We start from the raw sequence: 22,711 nt of genomic DNA, 5'->3' as shown, positions 1-22,711 counted from the left end.
AAAAGGTGCTGCGGGCGGCGGAAGAGCTCGGCTACCACGTCAACGACCTCGCCCGCGGCGTGCTTGCCAACCAGAGCCGGCTTGTCGGCATCGTCGCGACCAAGCCGGAAGTCGGTTTCCGTGCCCATCTGACCGCGGCACTCGCCAAGGCGCTGATCCAGCGTGGCAGCATCCCGATCCTCATCAATACCGGACAGGCGGAAGAGGAATTGCTGGCCGCCCAGAAAATGCTGATCGGCCACCGCGCCGAGGCGACGATCATCCTCTCCGGTTCACCGCCCGCAAGCTTCTTCGAACTCGCCCAGCGCAACGGCCAGCCGTTGGTGGTGATCGGCCGTTCGGAACCGGATGCCGATCATGTCCGCGCCGGCAATTCCGAGGCCTCGCGCAAGGCCGCCAATGCCTTTTTCGATGCCGGCCGTCGGCGCCTCGCCGTTGTCGGTTCGCAATCGGGGACGCCGAGCATCGTCGAACGCGAAAATGCCTTCACGGCGGCGGCGCGGTCGCTCGGCGCCGAAGTCCAGTCCGCCGGGGGGCCTGATTCCGACTATGACAGCGGCATAGCCGCCGCCCGCGAGCTGTTTGCCGGTGATGAAAGCCCGGATGCGGTGTTCTGCGCCAACGACCAGATTGCCTTCGGACTGATGGATTTCATTCGCATCGAGAAGAAACTGCGCGTCCCGGAAAACGTTGCGGTGATCGGTTTCGACGACGTGCCGGAAGCGGCCTGGCTGAGCTACAGCCTCACCACCTTCCGCCAGGACCCGGTCACCATGGCGCTGCGGGCCGTCGAGCTTCTGGAACGGCGCCTCGGAAACCCGGACGCTTCGCCGGGCTACGAGCGGGTGATCCCCGAACTGGTCGTGCGAAAGAGTTTCGTCCCGGTTTAAAGCTTCAACAGCTTGCGGGCGTTTTCCTTGAGGATCAGCGGCCGCACCTCGTCCTTGATCGAGATTGCGGCAAAATCCGCCATCCAGCGGTCCGGGGTGATCGCCGGCCAGTCCGAGCCGAACAGCATTTTGTGCTTCAGGATCGAGTTGGCGTACTGCACCAGGATCGCCGGAAAATATTTCGGCGACCAGCCGGACATGTCGATATAGACGTTCGGCTTGTGGGTCGCGACCGAAAGCGCCTCTTCCTGCCAGGGGAAGGAGGGGTGCGCGAGAATAATCGGCATGTCGGGAAAATCCGCCGCCACGTCGTCCAGATAGATCGGGTTGGAATATTTGAGCCGCATGTTCATGCCGCCGCGCATGCCGGCGCCGACGCCCGTCTGGCCCGTATGGAACAGCGTGATCGCACCCTCTTCGGCAATCGCCTCGTAGAGCGGGTAGGCCATCCGGTCGTTCGGATAGAAGGCCTGCATGGTCGGGTGGAACTTGAAACCCTTGACGCCGAATTCCCGCACCAGCCGGCGCGCCTCGCGGGCGCCCATCTTGCCCTTGGCGGGGTCGATCGACGCGAACGGGATCATGATGTCGCTGTTTTCGGCAGCGATCATCGCCACTTCTTCGTTGTTGTAACGCCGGAAACCGGTCTCGCGCTCGGCATCGACCGGAAAGATCACGCAGCCGATCTTGCGTTCGCGGTAATAGACGGCAGTCTCGTTCACCGTCGGCAGCATGCCCTTGTGGCCGGCCGGGTTCTTGAAATATTTGGCCATGCCGGCCTGGAATTGGTCATAGCCGTCGTCGCGCGGGCCGCAGCAGGGCTCTTCCGCATGGGTGTGGACGTCGATGGCGATCAGCTCGTCGATGTTCAAGGTTCGCTCCTCCCGATCCTTAAATTCAGCCCAGGCCTACGAATTTCCGCAGCAGGGACGTCAGTTGTTGGCGCTCGTCACCGGTAAGGTTGGCGCCGACCGACTCTTCGTAGGTGAAGAACCATTGGCTCGCCTGCTTCACCCTTGTCACCGCTTCCGGCGTCAGCGTGATCTCCACGGCGCGGCGATCGCCATCCGGCACCTTCCGAGAAACGAGGTTCTGATCCTCCAGCGCCCGGATCAGCTTGGTCATATGAGCCCGCTTGATCATCAGCCGTTGGCCGAGCACGCTTTGGCGGATGCCGGGATTGTGGAGAATGACCCAAAGCACGGAGAATTCCCCCGGCTTCAGATTGTGTTCGCCGACCTCTTCGAAAAAACGCTCGTAGATCTTGAGCTGCGCCAGCCGCATCAGGAAACCGAGCGCAGAATTGAGCCGGTCGAGTTCGACCTCGTCTGCGGTGCGGATCGGCATGTCCATGGGCGTTCCCCCTTATGCCGAGCCCGGCGCCTTCAAGCGCGCAGCGCGTTTTTCCAGGAAGGCGCGCAGACGCTCTTCGGCCTCAGGGCTGGTGGCGGTGAAGGAGGCGATGAAGGATTCGACGAAAAGTCCGTCTTCCTTGGCCATGTCCTGGATTCGCGGCAACGCGTTGAGCACCGCGTAGTTGGAAATTTCGGCGTTGCTGGCGGCGGCTTCCGCAAGCTCATGCGCCTTTTGCCGGGCCATGCCCTTTTCGACGACGTATTGCGCCAGGTTCCAGCGCTCCGCCTCTTCCGCCGAAGCGACACGGCCGGTCAGCATCATGTCGGTCATGCGGGCGACGCCCATCAGCCGTGCGGCCCGCACCGAACCGCCGCCGCCGACGAAGATGCCGCGCTGGCCTTCCGGCAGGGCGAAAAAGGCGGACTTGTCCGCAACCCGGATATGGGTGGCGGACGCCAGTTCGAGGCCACCGCCGACCACCGCCCCATGCAGGGCTGAAATCCACGGGATCGTGCCATGTTCGATGCCGGCAAACACCGCATGCCAGCGGCGCGAACCGCGCACGCCTTCGATCGGCGTTTTCTTGACGTGTTCGGCAAGGTCGAGCCCGGCGCAGAAGTGATCGCCATGGCCGAACAGCACGACGGCTTTCGCCTCGCTTTCGGCGCGCGCCACGGTCTCGGCGATCGTTTCAACGAAACGGTCGCTGATCGCATTGCGCTTTTCCGGACGATTGAGACCTATATGGGCAACATTGCCCTTGAGCTCATAGGTCACGAAGCTGGTTGCCGTATGATCGGCCATTTTATGCATTCTCCTCCAGCAACGGACGCTCCCCAGCCCGTCATCAGTTTTTGATCGTTTACAGGGAGATTGTTTCTTTGTAAACAAATTTTGGGAGCCCGATAGGGAGCATCGACGTCTGGGAGGAGAAGTCATGAGCGGAAAACCTGTGCGTGACGTGAAGCTGTGGTCGCCTGTGGTCGGCTGGGAAGAGCGGCCGAACGGCGAGTTCGTGGTCTGGCGTGAGGATCCGCTCGGACCTTATCCCGACAAGCTCAACGAGCGGCTGATCCATTGGGCGAAAACCGCACCCGACCGCACCTGGATGGCGGATCGCGAAGGGACGGCCGAGTGGCGCAGGGTGAGTTTTGCGCAGGCGCTGGATCAGGTGCGCCGCATCGGCCAGTTCCTGCTGGACATGAAGCTCTCGGCCGAAAATCCGCTTGTCATCCTTTCGGAAAACTCGATCGAGCATGCGCTGATGGCGCTCGGCGCCCAGCATGTCGGTATCCCTTCGGCGGCGATTGCGCCGGCCTATGCGACCATCTCCTCGGACTTTTCAAAGCTGCACGACATCGCCAGGCAGATCACCCCCGGCCTGATATTCGCCGACGACGCGGCTGCTTTCCGCAACGCTGTCGATACGGCTTTCGGAGCGGATATCCCGTTTGCCGGGATGCGTAACCTGCCCGAGGGCCGGTCCGGCACTTATCTTCTCGACGACATCCTCAAGACCGAGCCGACAGTGGCCGTGGACAAGGCTTTTGACGCAGTCGGGCCGGATACGGTTGCGAAATTCCTGTTCACCTCGGGCACGACCGGCTCGCCCAAGGCGGTGATCCAGACGCAGCGCATGCTATGCTCCAACCAGGAGATGGTGACTGACTGCTATTCCTATTTCCGCGACGAGCCGCCGGTCCTAGTCGATTGGGCGCCCTGGAACCACACCGCCAGCGGCAACAAGGTGTTCAACATCGCCATCTATAACGGCGGCACCTATTACATCGACCGCGGCAAGCCGAGCCCGGCGCTGATGGCCCAGACGATCGCCAACCTGAAGGAAATCTCGCCGACCTGGTATTTCAACGTTCCCGCCGGCTACGAGATGCTGATCCAGGCGATGCGCGAGGACGAGGGGCTTCGCAAGACCTTCTTCAAGGACCTGAAGCTCTTGATGTATGCCGGCGCCGGCATGGCGCAGCATACCTGGGATGCGCTGATCGAGCTTTCCGAAATGACGATCGGCGAACAGGTGCCGCTCGGCACCGGCATCGGTTCCACCGAGACCGCGCCGTTCGCGATTTTCTGCACCGAGCCGCAGGAAAAGCCCGGCAATATCGGCGTCCCCGGCCAGGGGGTCACCATGAAATTGGTGCCGATCGACGACAAATACGAACTGCGCCTCAAGGGTCCGAACGTCACCCCAGGTTACTGGCGCAACGAGAAACTGACCAAAGAAGCCTTCGACGACGAAGGTTTTTACCGGATCGGCGACGCTGTAAAGTTCGCCGTGCCCGGCGATCCGCGCCAGGGGTTCTATTTCGACGGCCGTACGGCTGAAAACTTCAAGCTGCAGACCGGCACCTGGGTGGCGGTCGGCGTGTTGCGGGCACAGCTCGTCAATCAGTTTGGCGGGTTGATCCGCGATGCAGTCATCACCGGCGAGAACCGGGCCGAGCTCGGGGCGCTGGCGGTGCCCTTCATGCCGGCACTGCGCGAACTGATCGGCGGCGACACTGCCCTTTCCGACGAGGCGGTGGTTGCCCATCCGAAGGTAAGGGCGGCGATCATCGAGCGGCTGAAGGAACATCAGCGCCAGTCGAGCGGTTCGGCAACGCGCGTCATGCGCATGATGCTGATGACCCAGCCGTTGCGTTTCGAGAAGGGCGAGGTAACCGACAAGGGCTCGATCAATCAACGCGCCGTGCTCGCCCATCGCGGCGATCTCGTCGAGGAACTGTATGGCGATGCGCCGGGGGTCATCCGGGTCGGCAAGGAGCTTGCGGCATGAGGATCGAAGGAACAAGCGCCGTCGTCACCGGTGGTGGATCGGGGCTCGGCGAGGCGACGGCACGGCTGCTCGCGAAACTCGGGGCCGTGGTGCATGTCTTCGACCGCAACCAGGCTGCAGCCGAAAAGGTCGCGACCGAGATCGGCGGCGTGGCGCTCTCGGGCGACGTGACCAGCGAGGACGATGCGGCTCGGGCGCTCGACGTTGCGGCGAAGGCCAGTGACGGCTTGCGCATCCTCGTCAACTGCGCCGGTATCGGCACGGCGGGGCGCATCGTCGGCAAAAATGGCCCGATGCCGCTTGCCGATTTCGAGCGGGTCATCCGCGTCAACCTGATCGGTACGTTCAACATGATGCGGCTTGCGGCCGATCGCATGTCTGGCCTGCCCGAGCGCGACGACAAGGCACGTGGCGTCATCGTCAACACCGCCTCGGTCGCCGCCTTCGAGGGACAGATCGGCCAGGCGGCCTATGCGGCCTCCAAGGGCGGCATCGTTTCGCTGGCTTTGCCGGCGGCGCGCGAATTCTCCCGTTTCGGCGTGCGGGTCAACACTGTAGCACCCGGCATCTTCCTGACGCCGCTGCTCTACGAATTGCCACAGGAAGCCCAGGACAGCCTTGCCAGCGCGATTCCCTATCCGTCCCGGCTCGGCGATCCCGGCGAGTTTGCCGACGCGGTGCGGTTCGTGATCGAGAACCAGTATGTCAACGGCGAAGTGATCCGGCTCGACGGCGCACTGCGCATGCAGCCGCGGTGACCGGCGATGTCGTTTGCGGATCAGGCCGACCGAACGCTGGACATCCTGGCTCTGACGCCGGGCTGGCACCGGCTGAAAGAGCTCCGTGAGGATTGCGACGACGAGACGGTTGCCGCGATTATCGGGGAGTCGGCGAGTTTTGCCGAGGGCGTGCTGGCGCCGCTGAATGCGGTGGGCGACCGGATCGGTGCGAGGATGGTCGACGGTCGGGTGAGGACGCCGGATGGCTTTGCCGACGCCTTCCGGCAATATGCCGAGGCCGGCTGGCTGGGCATGGACGTGGCCGAGAAATTCGGCGGCCAGGCCGTTCCGCTGACCTTGCATGCGGCCTGCGCGCCGCTGTTCGAGCGCGGCTGCGTGGCGCTGATGATGGCGGCCGGCTCCACCCGCGCGGCGGCACATCTTCTGGCTGAAGCCGCCGACGAGGCGACCGCAAACGAATGGGTGCCGAAACTTAGCACCGGCGAATGGGCGGCGACGATCTGCATTTCCGAACCGGAAGCGGGTTCCGACGTCGGCCGGCTGCGCACGAAGGCCGAACTCAGCGATCGCGAATGGCTGATCACCGGCCAGAAGATCTGGATCTCCTTCGGCGATCACGACATGGCAACCCGCATCGGTCATTGCCTGCTCGCCCGCACCAACGACCAGCCCGGCACGCGCGGCATCAGCCTGTTTCTGGTGCCGAACCTCATCGATGGTCAGCCGAATGGGGTTTCGGTCGATCGAATCGAGGAGAAGATGGGCCTGCATGGCTCGCCCACCTGCGCCATGCGGTTCGACAATGCCCAAGGCACCATGCTCGGCCGCGAAGGGCGCGGCCTGCCGCAGCTTTTCACCATGATCGAGCTGATGCGGCTGCTCACCGGCTGCCAGGGACTGGGCATTGCCTCCGCCGCGGCCGATATTGCCGAGGACTATGCCAAGGAGCGCCGTCAGGGCGGACGGCCAGATCAGCCGCCGGTGCCGATATCGAGCCATCCGGACGTGCAGCGCCAGCTGCATGAGATCCGCAGCTCCACGGAAATCCTGCGCGCCGCCATTCTCGAACTTGCCACGACAATGGATATTGCCCGGCTGGAGCCCGAGTCCGGCCTGGAGGACTTTACCGGCTGGATGCTGCCGCTGATCAAGAATTTTGGCGCAGCGGCGGGGTTCGAGACAGCGAATGCGGCGATCCAGGTGCTTGGCGGCGTCGGTTACACCCGGGATTGGCCGCTCGAACAATATCTTCGCGATGCCCGCATCATGACCATTTATGAGGGCACGACGGGCATGCAGGCGCTGGATTTCCTGACCCGCCGCCTCTGGCGGGACAAGGGGCGGGGGCTCGCGCTTTTCCTCGAGAAGGCACGCGACGAAATTGACGCCTACATCGCCGAACATCCGGCGGCATCGGAACAGGCTCTCGCGGCCCTCGATGGGTTCGAGCGCTTGAGCGGGCGGATGACGGAGCTTCAGAGCGATCCGGATGCCGCCCTCTACCGCGCTGACAGCTATATGCGGGCCGCCTGGTCGGCAGTGTCCATATGGATGGCATTGCGGATCTCGGAAACAGGTGCGGTCCGGAGACTGGCTGCGGAGTTCGATTTCCACAGCGCACGTTGCGGCTGATATGGAACGCGGCCGGAGTTGCGGAACCCCGGAAAATATGCGCGTGATACCGGCTCGGATTTTTTCTCGAAACGAGAAAGACAGTGAACATACTTCTCGATATCGGCGCATTCCTGGCAACCGCCCGCGCCGGCAGTTTTTCCGCCGCCGGCCGTGACTTGGGTGTCGCGACCTCGGTCATCACCAAGCGAGTGAAGCGGCTCGAAGACCATCTGAACACCCAGCTTTTCGTGCGCACCACAAGACGGCTGGCCCTGACGCTCGACGGTGAGCGGCTGAGGCCGCGCCTGCAACTCCTGGTCGGCGAGATCGAGGAGACACTGGCGACGCCGAACACCCACGAACTCGGGCTGACCGGTTCGCTGCGCATCAAGGCGCCGACGACGCTGACCTCGATGTTCTTCGGCGATATCTGCGCCGCGTTCCAAGCCGCCAATCCGCGGGTGAAGATGGAGATCGTGCTAATCGACCGTTCGGTCAATCCGCTCGAGGAGGGGTTCGACGTGGCGATCGGCGCGCTGCCTCAATCCTACGCGTACGTGATCGACCACCCGCTTTGCCCATATCCACGCGTCCTCTGCGCATCGCGGGACTATCTGGCAAGCCGCAAGCGGCCCAAGACGCCTACTGAACTCGTCGGCCACGAATGCATCACCTTCCACACGATCGGCACGACCTGGACCTTCCAGATGGAGACGAGCACGATCAACGTGGAGATCACCTCGAATTTCACGGCCAATGACAGCCGGGTCCTGCTTGCCGCTGCCCGTCAGGGGCTGGGACTGGCGATCCTGCCCAGGTTCCTCGCTCGGTCGGATCTCGATAGCGGCACGCTCGAGGAGGTGATGCCGGAATTTCCGGTCGAGCCGCTCTGGGTCAAGGCGTCCGTGCCCAGGATCAAGATGAACAAGGTCGTGGTGTCCGAGTTCATATCCTACGTGCAGAAGCGGTTTTCGGAAGGGGTGCCGGATCAGGTCATTCCGATGTTCTAAGAAAATCCGGATGCATCCGCAGCTTTCCGCCTTTCGCTAGACCAAACCGCTGAAATCCTTCGGCGGGACCTTTCTCGAAACAAGAAAGCTGATCGCATCACTTGCCGGGTTCAAGGCGAGGCGGCTTGGGTTACGATCATCCCCAAAGCGCCGGGAGGGCGCAGGCTGTACGGGAGGGTTCGATGGCGGAGACGCTGAGCAGGGAAACGCGGATCGTCCGACGCGAGAAGTCGGCGCCGTTCCGCAGGCTCAAGGCGGATATCTGCGTCGTCGGCGCCGGCATCGCCGGGATTTCGGCCGCACTCGAAGCCGCCAAGCTTGGCCGCAAGGTAGTCATCGTCGATGGCCAGGCGGCGCTCGGCGGGCAGGCGGTCAATTCGATCATCGCCACGTTCTGCGGCCTGTTTTCGAACGGCACGCATGGCTACCAGTTCACCTATGGCATTGCCGACAAGTTGCTTGCCCATCTTGAAAGCCAGGACCGGTCGATCTATTACCGCCATGGCCCGAACACCACGGTCGTTTACTACGACGAAGTAGTCCTCGGTCGCTGGATGGAGAGTAGCATTCTGGATGCCGGCATCGATGTCGTGCTCGGCGCGCAGATCCTCGACGTGCATGTCGAAGGCCGCCGTGTCGTCCAGACCGATTTCATGACCCGTTATGGCGGCGTGTCCATCGAGGCGACCGGCTGGGTGGAGGCGAGCGGCGATGCGGCGCTCGTCTGGCAGGCCGGTTTCGCCTGCCGCCAGCCGGAAAAGGGCGGCGTTTTCGGTACGCAGATGGTGGTGCTGGAAAACATCGACGAAGCCAGGCAGCCGACCCGTTACGAGATCGGCGACCGGATGAAGGAAAAGGCGGCAAGCTACGGCCTGCTACGCCGGGAAGGCCTCGGCTTCACCATCCCGGGCCGCGGTATCGCCGCCATGAACATGACCCATGTGGAAACCCCGCTCGATCCGGTCGAGGCGTCCAGGAAGGCGCTGGAAGGCAAGGACCAGGCGGCCCGCGCCGTGGAGTTCCTGAAGACGGAATTCCCGGAATGCTTCGGCAATGCCCGCATCCGCTCCTTCGGCCTGCCGGGCATCCGTCAGACCCGCTGGATCGCCGGCAGCCATCACCTGACCGTCGACGAGATCAAGGCCGGCACCAAGTTCGACGACGCCGTTGCCCGCACCGCCTGGCCGATCGAGCTGCATGACCATGGCGACGGCCACCACTGGATCACTTTCGACGAAGAGCATGCCCATTACATTCCGCTCGGCAGCCTGACGCCCGGCGAGTGCGATAACATTGCCGCCGCCGGCCGCTGCGTCGACGCGGATTCCGCTGCACTTTCGAGCATCCGCGTCATGGGCCCGTGCATCGCCATGGGCATGGCGGCCGCCAACGCGCTCGACCTTGCCGGCACCGGCAGCGTGCACCAGATCGACCGCGATGCGCTGCGCGAGCGGGTTTCCGACAACGTCGAAAAGAAGCATTATCGGTGGGCCGACGCGAAAATGCGCGCCGCATCGTGAGGAGGACGCGATGAACCTGACGGATCACGAAAAGGCCATGTATGACGGCGAGCACGGCCGCGCCAAGGCGCGCGCCATGGACCTGCTGGTTCGTTACGGCGAAGCGCTCGGCGCCGAACGGCTGGTCGAGACCAACAATGTCGCCGGCGCCTTCAACGCCTCGACGCCCTCCGTGCAGGCGATCGCCGAAAAGGGCATGGAGCACGTCTATTCAGAGCTCAACCTCGACAGCGACGAAGTTGTCGAGGTGCCGCATATGGTGGCGCATACCTGCCAGCTCATCACCGGCATCGACAACGACAATTGGGAACTGCAGGGCGTCGACAAGGCGCTTGTGGACATGCAGCGCGCCAATGAGAAGTACCTGGGGCGGCGCGGCGTCAACATGTTCGCCACCTGCACGCCCTATCAGGTGGGCAATGTACCGGTGAAGGGCGAACACTGCGCCTGGATGGAATCGTCGGCCGTCATCTACTGCAACTCGGTGCTCGGCGCCCGCACCAATGTCGAGGGCAAGGAAAGCACCGGCGCTGCGGCGCTGACCGGCCGCATTCCTTACTGGGGTTTCCACATCACCGAAAACCGCCGAGGCACCCATCTGGTCGAGCTCGATATCGAGGTCGACGACATGATGGATTGGGGCCTGCTTGGTTATTATATCGGCGAGGTGATCGGTGAGGAAATCCCGGTCCTGAAGCGCACGGGCCGCCAGCCCGACCTCATCAAGCTCAAGCATTTTGGCGCAGCCGCCGCTTCGTCCGGCGGTGTCGAGATGTATCATATCCCCGGCATCACGCCGGAAGCGGATTCGATCGAGGAAGCCTTCGGCGGCCTTAAGGTCAAGGGCACGTTCCGCTACGGTGCCAAGGAACGCCGCGAGACCTATGAGAAGTTGCAGAGCTCGACCGAGAAAAAAGTCGATTTCATCATGCTCGGCTGTCCGCACAACTCCATCGACCAGATGGCGCTGATCGCCCATATGCTCGAGGACAAGAAGATCCATTCGGATGTGCAGCTCTGGGTGCACACACCGCGGGCGATCAAGCAGGTCGCCGAGCGCAACGGCTATATCGACGTCATCCGCGAAGCCGGCGGGGTCGTCATGAGCGATACCTGTCCCGCCATTTCCCGCCGGCTGCCGGCTGGGACCAAGGTCATCGCCACCGATTCGGCCAAGCAGGCGCATTACCTGCCGGCGATCACCGGCGTGCAGGGCTGGTTCGGCTCGGTCAGCGATTGCGTCGATGCCGCCTTGACGGGTGAGTGGAACGGGAGGGTCTGATGGATATCGTAACAGAAGCAAAACCCGGAACCATCGAGCTCAAGGGCCGCAAGGTGGTGGCCGGCCGCGCCGAGGGCGAGGCGCTTGTCACGACCGAGACGATCTCCGGCTGGGGTGGCATCAACGAGCGCACCGGCACGGTCATCGAGCGTCGGCATGAGATGCGCGGCGTCTCCTTCGCCGGCAAGATTCTGGTTTTTCCGGGCGCGAAAGGCTCGTCCGGCTGGTCGGCCTATTTCCACATGACTCGGCTAAACGGCGTCCAGCCGGCGGCGATGATCTTTACGCGGATGACCACCAAGATCGCGCTCGGCGCCGTCGTCACCCGCGTTCCGGCGATCACCGAGCTCGATCAGGACCCGCTCGATGTGATCGAGACCGGCGACTGGGTAGTGGTCGATGCCGATGCCGGCACGGTGACCGTAACCAAGAAATCCTGAAAGCGATGTTCGCTCTCGCAGGCCTGCCCACTCGACGGCCATACCCATCGCCGACTATAAGATGCGGCGAAACGGACAAGGAGGAGTGGACATGTCGAAAGTAGCGATCGTAACCGGCGCCGGCTCGGGCGTTGGCAGGGCCGTCGCCATCGGGCTTTTGAACGCAGGCTATCGGACTGTGCTCGCCGGCCGGCGCGAGAGCGAGTTGCGGGGTACGGCGGAACTGGCCAGCGGGGAATCGCTGGTGGTGCCGACGGACGTCACCGATCCAGCAGCCGTCGACGCCTTGTTTGCGGCGACGCAAGAAGCCTATGGTCGTCTCGATCTTCTGTTCAACAATGCCGGCCGCGGCACGCCGGCCGTTCCGATCGACGAATTGCCGCTTGAAACCTGGCGCGCCGTCATCGACCTCAACCTCAATGGCGCCTTCTATTGCGCCCGGGCGGCCTTCGGGATGATGCGGCGGCAGAGCCCGGGCGGCGGGCGGATCATCAACAACGGCTCGATTTCGGCCCATGTGCCGCGCCCGTACCAAGCCGCCTATACCGCCACCAAACACGCCATTACCGGTCTGACCCGCCAGATCGCGCTCGACGGGCGGCCGCTGAACATCGTCTGCGGTCAGGTGGATATCGGCAATGCCGACACGCCGATGACGGTGCGGATGAAGGAAGGCGCGCTGCAAGCCGATCTGACGACTGCCGTGGAGCCGGTCATGGACCCGAAACACGTGGCCGATGCGGTGCTCTATATGGACGGATTGCCTTTGGAGGCCAATGTCCTGTTCATGACGGTGATGGCAAACGGCATGCCCTACGCCGGCCGCGGCTGAGATCGGCCGCCGGCCGCCTTGATCTTGCCCGGAAGCTCGACCAGCGTCAGAAAATAATCGGAAGGAAACATCCCATGCAGCAGGCACTGGTGCTCGAGAAAAAAGGCGTCCTCTCGTTGAGGGAAATCGATCTTCCGACCGACATCGGGCCGGGGGACGTGAAGATCGCCATCGATACGGTCGGCGTCTGCGGCAGCGACGTTCATTATTACACCCACGGCGCGATCGGGCCCTTTGTTCTGCGCGAGCCGATGGTGCTCGGCCATGAGGCGGCCGGCATCGTCGTCGAGGTCGGCAGCGAGGTGAAGACCTTGAAGGTTGGTGACCGCGTCTGCATGGAGCCCGGCGTGCCGAACCTTTCGTCCCGCGCTTCCAAGCTCGGTCTCTACAACGTCGATCCAGATGTCCGTTTCTGGGCGACGCCGCCGATCCACGGGGTGCTGACGCCGGAAGTCATCCACCCTGCGGCCTTCACCTACAAGCTGCCGGACAATGTTTCCTTTGCCGAAGGCGCCATGGTGGAACCGTTCGCGATCGGCATGCAGGCCGCCAGCCGCGCCCGCATCCAACCCGGCGATGTCGGTGCGGTGATCGGTGCCGGCCCGATCGGCATCATGGTGGCGCTGGCGGCACTCGCGGGCGGTTGCGCCCGCGTGTTCATTTCGGATCTGAGCCCCGACAAGCTGAAGATCGCCGGCCAGTATCCGGGCATCATCCCCGTCAACATTACCGAACGGCCGTTCGCGGAAGTCATCGCCGAGCAGACCGGCGGCTGGGGCGCGGATGTGGTGTTCGAGGCGAGCGGCAGCCCGAGGGCCTATTCCGGTATGTTGGACCTGGTACGGCCCGGTGGCGCCTTCGTGCTGGTCGGCCTGCCGGTCGAGCCGGTGCCGCTGGACGTCGCAGGCGCCATCTCCAAGGAGGTTCGCTTCGAGACCGTGTTCCGTTACGCCAACATCTTCGACCGGGCGCTGGAACTGATCGCCTCGGGCAAGGTGGACCTGAAGCCGCTGATCACCGGCGTCTTCGATTTCAAGGATTCGATCAAGGCCTTCGAGCGAGCCGCCGCCGGACATCCATCGGACGTCAAGCTGCAGATCGTGCTGAACAGCAAGGCCTGATCAGGCGGCGCGGGTAAAGCGCTTCGAAAGCGATGCCGGCTTGTGAAGTGGCACGCGGCGGAGCATTTCGAGCGCGAACAGGCGGGCGTTCTGCCGGGCTTTGTCGAGATTGCTGATGCGGTTTTCGTCCATCGTGTAGAGCGTACCGCCAAGATCGAAGATGTCGCGGAAGGCGGCACGTTCGATGATCGGCGTGTCCAGCACTTCGACCTTGCGCTCGGCGAGCAGCATCTTCACCGCCAGCAGCGCACGGGTGGTGACCATCGAGTTGACGCGGGTCAGCACGACCGAGTGCGGCACGTGAAGATTGGCCTTTTCTTCGAGATAGCGCAGCAGTTCAAGCACGTTTGCACCGCCCTGGGCATCCATGGCGCAGCCCTGGATCGGGATCAGCACGTGGTCGGAGAGGCCGATCGCCTTGGCGAGCAGCGGGCTCTGCGCACCGGGAAGATCGAGCACGAAATAATCGGTCTTGTGGCGGTTTTCGGAAATATGCCGGTCGATCGAGGCCTGCGTCACGTAGGAAATGACGTTGAGTTTGTCGTTATGCGGCGAGAGCATGTGCCAGCGGGTGATCCAGTATTGCGGATCGGCATCCAGGATCGTGACGCGGTAGCCCTGCTCAACGAGTTCTGTTGCAAGAAGGAGCACAGCGGTGGTCTTGCCCGCTCCGCCCTTGGTGTTGGCAAAGGTAATGACTGGCATCTTGGGTCCCTGTCCGGCTACGAGCGTAAGATTGCTCTCTCACCGCACCCTCATGATGCGTTGCCCCATTCTTGCCAAACATGGTTAACGAGACGTGAAAATCCGTTGCCAGATCTTACCGGCGACGATCGGCGGCGAGGATTTCCCGGGCGATCTGTTCGAGCGACACGACCTTGTCGACGCCGCCATGGGCGATGGCTTCCTTGGGCATGCCGAAGACCACCGACGACGCCTCGTCCTGGGCCACCGTATAGGCGCCTGCCTGATGCATCTCGTTCATGCCGCGGGCGCCGTCGTCGCCCATGCCGGTCATGATCACGCCCATCGCGTTGGCGCCAGCCGAGCGGGCGGCGGACCGGAACAGCACGTCGACGGAAGGGCGATGCCGGCTGACGAGCGGACCCGAGCGGACCGAGACTTCATAACGCGCGCCGCGCCGTTCGAGCAGCATATGTTTGTCGCCAGGCGCGATGAGCACATGGCCGCGCAATACCGGATCGCCTTCGGCTGCTTCCTTGACCTCGACTTCGCAAAGGCTGTTGAGACGCTTGGCGAAGGCGGCGGTGAATTTTTCCGGCATATGCTGGACGATGACCAAGCCCGGAGAATTGGCCGGCAGGGCTTCGAGAAGCTCGCGCAGAGCTTCGGTTCCGCCAGTCGAGGCGCCGACGCAGACGACCATTTCGGTGGTCTTCGCCATGGCTCCGAGCTTGGGAGGCGGAAGCATCGCATCGGCCGTAAGCTTGGCGGTCGTGCCGCCTTCGGAAATGCGCGACGGACGCAGCCGGCCGACGCGGGCGCGTGCGGCTCCCTTGACCGCGGTGCGGATCCTTTCGCCGGACTCGGCGAGGTGGTCGGCCGCGCCGATCTTCGGTTTCAGGATAACGTCGACGGCGCCCGCTTCAAGCGCCTGCATCAGCGTTTCCGAGCCGCTTTCGGTCAGCGACGAACACATCACCACCGGGATGGGATGCTGCGCCATCAGCTTGCGGAGAAAAGTGATGCCGTCCATCTGCGGCATTTCCACATCGAGCGTGATGACGTCGGGAATTTCCTCGCGCAGCTTGCGCGCCGCCATGAAGGGATCGCTGGCCGCGCCGATGACTTCGATATCCGGATCCGCCGACAGGACGGCCGTCAGGGTCTGGCGGACGCTGGCTGAGTCATCGATGATCAGAACTCGAATTTTGCCGGTCATGGTTCATACCCGCTTGAACACAGTATTTGCCACCTGCCGGATCGGCAGATCGAAGCCGGTCACGGTTTCCGAGTGACCGATGAACAGATAGCCTCCCGGAAGCAGGGCTTCGCAAAGGCGCGACAGCACGTGCTGCTGAGTCGGCTTGTCGAAATAGATCAGCACATTGCGGCAGAAGATCATGTGCATCGGATCGCCGATGGGATAGGCCTCGTCCATCAGGTTCAGCCGGGCGAAACCAACGCGGGAGCGCAGTTTCGGCGAAATTCGCATCTCCTGCCGTCGCTTGTCGGATGGCCGCATGACATATTTGTTCATCATGTCTGCCGGAACGGGTGCCAGGAGATCGCTCTGGTAGATGCCGCGCTGGGCCTTCTGCAGCACGTCGGTCGAAAGATCGGTAGCAAGCACGAAATAGTCGCGTTCCGGCGTCGACGAACTCAGAAATTCCGAAAGCACCATGGCCATCGTATAGGGTTCGGCGCCCGTCGAGCAGGCGGAACTCCAGGTGCGGATGCGCCGGTCGGCATAGGTCTTCAGGATGTCCGGCAGCGCCGTCTGTACCATGTAGTCGAAATGCTTCGGCTCGCGGAAGAAATCGGTCTTGTTGGTGGTCACCGCATCGATGAGGAAGATCGACTCCGCTTCAATGCCGCCGTGCTTGAACAGATAGTCGCAATAACTGTCGAAGGTCGGCATGGCCGTGACCCGCAGGCGCCGGCGAAGCCGCCCCTCCAGCATCGTCATCTTGCTGTGCGGCATCTTGATGCCGCTATAGTCGTAGATGTACTTCGAAAGCAGATCGAAGTTGCGCTTGCTCAGCCGATCATCGAGCGGCTGGCTTCTCATTGCTGCATTCACGCACATGCCCCCGTACAAGAACCTATTCGGTTATGCCAATTCCGTCATGCGACCTGAGACTGCGGCCCCACATCGGCGAGAGCCGATCCGGAATCCGAAAATAGCCGTGCAAGATCGACGACGACGACGAAACCGCTCTCCCGCCGCACCACGCCGGCGATATAATCGGAGCGCCAGCGCACGCCGATATCCGGTGCCGTCTCGATCTGTTCCTTGCGGAACGGCACGACCTCGAAGACCCGGTCTGCGACGAGGCCCAGCACCAGGACGCGATCGGCGACCGGCACGTCGAGCACCAGGATGCGCGTATGTGGCGTCTTGACCGTCCTCGTCATGCCAAGGCGAAGACGAAGGTCGATCACAGGCACGCCCTGTCCGCGCACATCGCGCAGGCCGAGCAGGTATTCCGGGCCGTGTGGGATCTTGAAGGGTTCCTCGTGGTCGAGAATCTCGCGGACCACCTCGACGGGGACCGCAAAAATCTCGTCGCCGAGGCTGAAGGTCACGAATTGGGATTCGGAGGATATGACTGCCATTACGCGCTCTCCCTGAAATCGTCATCGTCCGCGTCCGGGCCGCCCATCGACAGGTCGAGGGCAAAACCTTTCACGCGGGCCTGTTGTGCGGTCACCGAGTGGCCGGCCGAATAAGCCTTTGCCGGCGGCTGGGTCTTGGCCTTCGCCGGTGCGGGCTTGGCGGTCGGGGCCGGCTGGTTTCGCTGCTTGGACCCGGCCCGTTCGACCTTGAAGAATGCGATCGAGGCCTGCAGTTCTTCCGCTTGAGCGGCGAGTTCTTCTGAAGTCGCGGACATCTGTTCAGAGGCGCCGGCGTTCTGCTGTGTCACCTTGTCGAGCTGCTGGATCGCTTCGTTGATCTGCGAAGCACCGATGTCCTGTTCACGGCAGGCGGCGGAGATTTCCGACACGAGTTCCGCGGTCTTGTGGATGTCCGGCACCAGCTTATTGAGCATCTCGCCGGCTTCGGTGGCGACCTGCACGGTCTCGCCCGAAAGCGCGCTGATTTCGGCGGCGGCAGCCTGGCTACGTTCGGCAAGCTTGCGGACTTCTGAGGCGACGACCGCGAAGCCCTTGCCGTGTTCGCCGGCACGGGCGGCTTCGACCGCGGCGTTGAGAGCAAGAAGGTCGGTCTGGCGGGCGATTTCCTGGACGATCGAGATCTTCTGGGCAATCGTGCGCATGGCGCCGACGGCGCGTCCGACAGCCTGGCCGGACGCTTCGGCGTCACGCGACGACTGCCGGGCGATCTTTTCCGTCTGGGCGGCGTTATCGGCGTTCTGCTTGATGTTGGCTGCCATCTGCTCCATCGAAGAGGAGGCTTCTTCAGCCGACGAGGCCTGCTCGGTGGCGCCCTGGCTCAGCTGTTCCGAACTTGCCGACAGTTCCTGGCTGCCCGAAGAGACGTTGTTTGACGCTGCAAGCGCGTCGGCCACGACACCTCGAAGACGTTCCACCATGCTCTGCAGCGCAAGACCGAGCGTGTCCTTCTCGGAGAGTGGCTTTGGCGAAATGGTCAGGTCGCCATTGGCGATCTGGTCGGCCACGTGCGCCGTGGTCCGCAGATTGGCGACCATGCTCTGCATGGCGAGCCCAAGCGTATCCTTGTCGGAAAGCGGCTTGGCATCGACCGAAAGGTCGCCCTCGGAAATACGCTCGGCGATCGCCGCCGTATTGCGGAGATTGCCGGTCATCACGTTGACCGTATCGATGAGGTCCTTGATCTCGTCATTGGTCTTGACCTCGACCTTCTGGTTGAGGTCTCCGATCGCCACGGCATTGGCGATCAAGGATATCTTTTTCAGGCCTCGGCTGATGCCGAAAGCGATCCAGAGGGCGGCGGCGATCGCCACGATCGTTGCCAGAGAGGCGATGGCGAGGACAAGATTACGCGTGCTGTTGTATTGTTCGTCCGTGGCCTGATCCGTTGCAGCCATTTGGTTCTTTGCGGCCTGGACGCGCTTGTCGATGGCGCTTTCGATCTCGTCGATCAGCTCTCGGCCTTGGCCTGCGATGATCACGACCGCTTCGTTGGACTTGCCGGCCTTGACAAGATCGCGGATTCGGGTGTCGAGAGTCACGATCTGCTGAAACTTGAGGCCGACATCTCTCCAAGCCTGCCTGCCTTCCTCTGTAGAGGCAAGGCCGGCAAGTTTCTCAAGTATCGTCTTGAAGTTCTGCTGGTTACGGTCACTGGCTTCGGCATAGGTGTCGAAGTCCTTGGGATTGCTTGCATTTACCATATTGAGCTGCGCCCGGGTCAGGCGAAGCTGGATATTGCCCAGGTCCTGCGCGGTTTCCAAACGCGCCGCCGGCCCGGCGATCAGTTTGCCGATCGCGTCGTTCAGGTTGGACAAGCTGTATATTCCGAAGCCCGCCACGCCGATTAGCAGCGCTATGACCAAGCCATAAGTGAATGCCAGCTTCAATTTGATAGTAAACCGCATTTTAAGGTCTCCGAAATCCTTCAGGTCGGGGAATGCTTCATCTCGGATGCGATCGAGAAAGCCTCACGATCAGGATACTTCCTAACGGCAGTCGTTTCGTTGCTCGCACCAACGCAATAACGCTGGCTATCGCGGGGCCGCCTGACGGCCCCGCTCATTGGTTGGGGTGAGCGCTCAGGCGCTTTCCCGGAAGTCGTCGTCATCACCGTCGGGACCGCCCATCGACAGATCGAGAGCAAATCCTTTGGCGCGTGACTGCTGAGCTGCGACGGAATGGCCGGCCGGACGGGGCGCAGGAGCCTTAGACGGCTGTTTTGGGCCAGGCTTTGCTGTTGTGTGAGCCTTGGCGCCCGGCTGCGGCCGCGCTTTTGCGCCCGCCCGTTCGACCTTGAAGAATGCGATCGAGGCCTGCAGTTCTTCCGCCTGAGCGGCGAGCTCTTCCGAAGTCGCCGACATTTCTTCCGAGGCACCGGCGTTCTGCTGGGTCACCTTGTCGAGCTGCTGGATCGCTTCGTTGATCTGGCTGGCACCGACATCCTGTTCGCGGCAGGCGGCGGAGATTTCCGAGACCAGCTCGGCGGTCTTCTGGATGTCCGGCACCAGCTTGTTGAGCATCTCGCCGGCTTCGGTGGCGACCTGCACGGTCTCACCTGAAAGCGCGCTGATCTCGGCGGCAGCAGCCTGGCTGCGTTCGGCAAGCTTGCGGACTTCTGAGGCGACGACCGCAAAACCCTTGCCGTGTTCGCCGGCACGGGCGGCTTCCACCGCAGCATTCAGAGCAAGAAGGTCGGTCTGGCGAGCGATTTCCTGGACGATCGAGATCTTCTGGGCAATCGTGCGCATGGCACCGACGGCGCGTCCGACGGCCTGGCCCGACGCTTCGGCGTCACGCGACGACTGGCGGGCGATCTTTTCCGTCTGGGCGGCGTTATCGGCGTTCTGCTTGATGTTGGCTGCCATCTGCTCCATCGAAGAGGAAGCTTCTTCGGCCGATGAGGCCTGCTCGGTGGCGCCCTGGCTCAGCTGCTCGGAGCTTGCCGACAGTTCCTGGCTGCCCGAAGAGACATTGTCCGCCGCCGAAAGAGCGTCGCCGACCACGCCGCGCAGGCGTTCCACCATGCTTTCAAGCGCAAGACCGAGCGTGTCCTTGTCGGAGAGCGGTTTCGGTGAAACGGTCAGATCACCATTGGCGATCTGATCGGCAATGGTCGCCGTGTTGCGCAGGTTGGCCGTCATCGTGTTGATGGTATCGACCAGATCCTTGATCTCGTCATTTGTCTTGATTTCGACGTTCTGATTGAGATCGCCGATCGACACGGCCCGGGCGACGCCCATGATCTTGGTAAGGCCTCTGCCGATGCCCAGGGCGATCCAGAACGCTGTCGCCGCTGCCGTAATGACGGCAACGACCGCGATTGTGATCATCAGGCTGCGCGTGGTCCAATAGGTGGCTTCGGCTTCATCATTGGCCTTCTGCATCCGGTCGCGATTGATTTGGACGGATTCATCCAGCTGCGCGGAGAGTTCGGTGATCGCCTTGCGGCTTTCTCCAGCCGAGAGAGCGAGTGCTTGCTGCATGTCGCCGCGCTTGGCGGCGGCATCGACCTTGTCGTTCGCAGCCTGGTTGGTCGTCGCGAGACCGCGCGTTTCATCCCAGAACGGCTTCTGGTCTGCCGATGCGGTCGAAGCCAGTTCGTTCAGCAGCGTGATGAACTGCAACTCCAGCTTGTCGCCGTCGCCGAGGAACTTTTCGATCTCCTGCGGCGAGGTGGCAAGCAGCATGTTCTTCTGCGCGCGGATGCGATTGAGCGACAGGATGTTCATCTGCTGGACTTTATCGAGCCGCGTCGCCGCGACGTCCGTGACGTAAGTCATGGCCTCATTGGCGGCGCCAAGGCTATATATTCCGTAGCCGGCCGTACCAACCAGCATGCTGACAAGAAAGCCGAAGGCCAATGTCAGTTTGGCTTTGATCGTAAATCGCATAGCCCTATCCCCTCAAGGCAATGAAGTGCATCAGTCGATGCGTCCCTCCAGGCGGGGGGACGCGGTTGAAAACGAGAAGACCGATACATTCACCCTTCTGCGATAGTCCGGTTGCCCGGATATTCTCCCGCCTACATGCAAGAGACGATCCCGAATTCCTGTCAATCCGGGATCGGTTCAGTTCCCTCAGGCGCTTTCGCGGAAGTCCGCGTCATCGGCATCCGGCCCGCCCATCGACATGTCGAGGGCAAAACCCTTGGCGCGGGCTTGCTGGCTGAGGACCGAATGGTCGCCCTTGTGGTGTTGTCCCGCAGCGCGTGCCTGCGTGGGTTTTGCCATCGGCTTGCGGGCGGTGGAGGCGACCGGAGCGCGCTTTGCCTGTTTGGCCTGTTTGCTGCCGGACTGATCCACCCGGAAGAAGGCGATCGAGGCCTGCAGTTCTTCTGCCTGCGAGGCAAGTTCTTCCGAAGTCGCCGACATTTCTTCAGAGGCGCCGGCGTTCTGCTGGGTCACCTTGTCGAGTTGCTGGATCGCTTCGTTGATCTGGCTGGCACCGACATCCTGCTCACGGCAGGCGGCGGAGATTTCCGAGACCAGCTCGGCGGTCTTCTGGATGTCCGGCACCAGCTTGTTGAGCATCTCGCCGGCTTCGGTGGCAACCTGCACGGTCTCACCTGAAAGCGCGCTGATCTCGGCGGCGGCAGCCTGGCTGCGTTCGGCAAGCTTGCGGACTTCCGAGGCGACGACCGCAAAACCCTTGCCGTGTTCGCCGGCACGTGCGGCTTCGACCGCGGCGTTCAGAGCGAGAAGGTCGGTCTGACGGGCGATTTCCTGGACGATCGAGATCTTTTCCGCGATCGTGCGCATTGCATGGACGGCGCGTCCTACCGCCTGGCCCGACGCTTCGGCGTCACGCGACGACTGGCGGGCGATCTTTTCCGTCTGCGCGGCGTTGTCGGCGTTCTGCTTGATATTGGCCGCCATCTGCTCCATCGAGGCGGATGCTTCTTCGGCCGACGAGGCCTGTTCGGTGGCGCCCTGGCTCAGCTGTTCCGAACTTGCCGACAGTTCCTGGCTGCCCGAGGAGACGTTGTCGGAAGCGGCGAGCGCATCGCCGACGACGCCGCGCAGGCGCTCGATCATGGTGTTGACGAAGCCGAGCAGTTCACCGATCTCGTCCCTGCTGGAGATGGCGGCGAAGCGGGTCAGGTCGCCGTCGGCGACGTTCTGCACTGCCCCGATCGCATTGCGCAGGCCCTTGTTGATCGAAAGGGCGATCCAGAGGGCGGCCAGCAAGGCGATCAGGAAAGCGGTTGCCGCGACCGAGATCATGATCAGTCGGGTCTGAGCATAATCCACATCCGACTGTTTGTTGGCGTCGTCGAGCCGGCCTTCTTCGAGTTTGACCACGTCGGAGAGCAAAGCATCGATCTCGTTGGTGACGGTGCGTGCCTCAGTGGTTGAAATACGCAGTGCCGAGCTTGTATCTCCACCCAGCATCAGGGTGCGGATGTGGTCATCCTGCTTGCGGAATTCCGCTGTGAAGGCGGAGAGCTTGCCCCAAAGGACTTTGCCCTGTTCGGTCGCGCGGGCTTCAACCGCCTTGAGCGTCTCATCGAATACACGGCGGGCCTCGTCACTCTTCGCGATATATCCCTGTATCTCGCCGGGATTCGCCGCCAGAAGCAGGTTCTTCTGTTGGCGGATCTGCTGAAGCTGCTCGTTGTTCAGATTCTGGGCGAGTTTCAGTCGCAGGGCTGGCCCCTGCAGCACATTTTCGAGCGTGTCGTTCAGGCTACTGAGGCTGAAAATGCCATAGGTAGCAGTCGCCAACAGCATGATGATGATGAAACCGAATGCTGAAGCCAGCTTAAATTTGATTGAAGCGTGCATTTTTTGAG

General features: G+C 62.5%; 20 protein-coding genes. 10 read left to right on the top strand and 10 right to left on the bottom strand.

Annotation, left to right across the window (positions count from 1 at the left end; translation table 11 throughout):
- Window positions 1-890, top strand: an 890-nt coding sequence (locus MOV61_RS06325; RefSeq protein ID WP_247135978.1) for a LacI family DNA-binding transcriptional regulator, incomplete at its 5' end; no start/stop codon positions are given.
- On the opposite strand, the gene MOV61_RS06320 is transcribed toward MOV61_RS06325, so the two are convergent.
- The 3 genes from MOV61_RS06320 to MOV61_RS06310 are packed head-to-tail and all read right to left on the bottom strand — an operon-like array spanning window position 887 to window position 3,050.
- Entirely contained in the window at window positions 887-1,762 is an 876-nt protein-coding gene (locus tag MOV61_RS06320; protein ID WP_038547636.1) for an amidohydrolase family protein, read from the bottom strand. The genes MOV61_RS06325 and MOV61_RS06320 overlap by 4 nt on opposite strands.
- 25 nt (window positions 1,763-1,787) lie before the next feature.
- Complete coding sequence (locus MOV61_RS06315) at window positions 1,788-2,243, bottom strand: MarR family winged helix-turn-helix transcriptional regulator (protein ID WP_038547639.1); 456 nt, start codon at window positions 2,241-2,243, stop codon at window positions 1,788-1,790.
- Between the two features lie 12 nt (window positions 2,244-2,255).
- Entirely contained in the window at window positions 2,256-3,050 is a 795-nt protein-coding gene (locus MOV61_RS06310; RefSeq protein ID WP_038547642.1) for a crotonase/enoyl-CoA hydratase family protein, read from the bottom strand.
- A gap of 133 nt (window positions 3,051-3,183) precedes the next feature.
- Here MOV61_RS06310 and MOV61_RS06305 point away from each other — a divergent pair, with 133 nt between their 5' ends.
- From MOV61_RS06305 to MOV61_RS06265, 9 genes are all read left to right on the top strand, one after another.
- Window positions 3,184-5,040, top strand: a complete 1,857-nt coding sequence (locus MOV61_RS06305) for a feruloyl-CoA synthase (RefSeq protein ID WP_247135977.1) — start codon at window positions 3,184-3,186, stop codon at window positions 5,038-5,040.
- The gene (locus MOV61_RS06300) at window positions 5,037-5,798 is read left to right on the top strand and encodes an SDR family NAD(P)-dependent oxidoreductase (RefSeq protein WP_247135976.1); all 762 of its coding nucleotides are present in this window, start codon (window positions 5,037-5,039) and stop codon (window positions 5,796-5,798) included. The genes MOV61_RS06305 and MOV61_RS06300 overlap by 4 nt, the downstream gene beginning before the upstream one ends.
- A gap of 6 nt (window positions 5,799-5,804) precedes the next feature.
- Window positions 5,805-7,412, top strand: a complete 1,608-nt coding sequence (locus tag MOV61_RS06295; RefSeq protein WP_247135975.1) for an acyl-CoA dehydrogenase family protein — start codon at window positions 5,805-5,807, stop codon at window positions 7,410-7,412.
- 83 nt (window positions 7,413-7,495) lie between these two features.
- On the top strand, window positions 7,496-8,404 hold the full coding sequence (locus tag MOV61_RS06290; protein WP_247135974.1) for a LysR family transcriptional regulator: 909 nt from the start codon (window positions 7,496-7,498) through the stop codon (window positions 8,402-8,404).
- A 182-nt stretch (window positions 8,405-8,586) separates the two neighbouring features.
- Complete coding sequence (locus MOV61_RS06285; RefSeq protein WP_247135973.1) at window positions 8,587-9,924, top strand: FAD-dependent oxidoreductase; 1,338 nt, start codon at window positions 8,587-8,589, stop codon at window positions 9,922-9,924.
- Window positions 9,925-9,934: 10 nt separating this feature from the next.
- Window positions 9,935-11,206: an aconitase X catalytic domain-containing protein gene (locus tag MOV61_RS06280; RefSeq protein ID WP_247135972.1), complete on the top strand. Its 1,272-nt coding sequence runs from the start codon at window positions 9,935-9,937 to the stop codon at window positions 11,204-11,206.
- Window positions 11,206-11,646 (top strand): aconitase X swivel domain-containing protein, encoded by a 441-nt coding sequence (locus MOV61_RS06275; protein ID WP_247135971.1) that lies wholly within the window; start codon window positions 11,206-11,208, stop codon window positions 11,644-11,646. The genes MOV61_RS06280 and MOV61_RS06275 overlap by 1 nt, the downstream gene beginning before the upstream one ends.
- A gap of 91 nt (window positions 11,647-11,737) precedes the next feature.
- Window positions 11,738-12,478, top strand: coding sequence for an SDR family oxidoreductase (locus MOV61_RS06270; protein ID WP_247135970.1), 741 nt, complete (start codon window positions 11,738-11,740; stop codon window positions 12,476-12,478).
- Between the two features lie 74 nt (window positions 12,479-12,552).
- The gene (locus MOV61_RS06265) at window positions 12,553-13,599 is read left to right on the top strand and encodes an NAD(P)-dependent alcohol dehydrogenase (RefSeq protein ID WP_247135969.1); all 1,047 of its coding nucleotides are present in this window, start codon (window positions 12,553-12,555) and stop codon (window positions 13,597-13,599) included.
- Here the strand turns inward: MOV61_RS06265 and MOV61_RS06260 are convergent, their stop codons facing one another.
- From MOV61_RS06260 to MOV61_RS06230, 7 genes are all read right to left on the bottom strand, one after another.
- Complete coding sequence (locus MOV61_RS06260; RefSeq protein ID WP_038547666.1) at window positions 13,600-14,304, bottom strand: ParA family protein; 705 nt, start codon at window positions 14,302-14,304, stop codon at window positions 13,600-13,602.
- Window positions 14,305-14,419: 115 nt separating this feature from the next.
- Entirely contained in the window at window positions 14,420-15,502 is a 1,083-nt protein-coding gene (locus MOV61_RS06255; RefSeq protein WP_038547669.1) for a chemotaxis response regulator protein-glutamate methylesterase, read from the bottom strand.
- Window positions 15,503-15,505: 3 nt separating this feature from the next.
- Window positions 15,506-16,369 (bottom strand): protein-glutamate O-methyltransferase CheR, encoded by an 864-nt coding sequence (locus tag MOV61_RS06250; protein WP_038547672.1) that lies wholly within the window; start codon window positions 16,367-16,369, stop codon window positions 15,506-15,508.
- Between the two features lie 38 nt (window positions 16,370-16,407).
- Window positions 16,408-16,899 carry a chemotaxis protein CheW gene (locus MOV61_RS06245; protein ID WP_038547675.1) on the bottom strand — a complete coding sequence of 164 codons (492 nt, stop codon included), beginning with the start codon at window positions 16,897-16,899 and terminating at the stop codon, window positions 16,408-16,410.
- Window positions 16,899-18,824 (bottom strand): methyl-accepting chemotaxis protein, encoded by a 1,926-nt coding sequence (locus tag MOV61_RS06240; protein ID WP_247135968.1) that lies wholly within the window; start codon window positions 18,822-18,824, stop codon window positions 16,899-16,901. Before MOV61_RS06240 ends, MOV61_RS06245 begins: the two co-directional genes overlap by 1 nt.
- Window positions 18,825-18,998: 174 nt before the next feature.
- Window positions 18,999-20,810 carry a methyl-accepting chemotaxis protein gene (locus MOV61_RS06235; RefSeq protein ID WP_247135967.1) on the bottom strand — a complete coding sequence of 604 codons (1,812 nt, stop codon included), beginning with the start codon at window positions 20,808-20,810 and terminating at the stop codon, window positions 18,999-19,001.
- Between the two features lie 186 nt (window positions 20,811-20,996).
- Window positions 20,997-22,703: a methyl-accepting chemotaxis protein gene (locus MOV61_RS06230; RefSeq protein WP_247135966.1), complete on the bottom strand. Its 1,707-nt coding sequence runs from the start codon at window positions 22,701-22,703 to the stop codon at window positions 20,997-20,999.
- Window positions 22,704-22,711 lie beyond the last annotated feature (8 nt).

The organism is Neorhizobium sp. BETTINA12A, from assembly GCF_023006485.1.
In the GTDB taxonomy this organism is placed as follows: domain Bacteria; phylum Pseudomonadota; class Alphaproteobacteria; order Rhizobiales; family Rhizobiaceae; genus Neorhizobium.
Note: the sequence above shows the minus strand (reverse complement) of the source record. Positions and strands in the feature narration are given on the sequence as shown.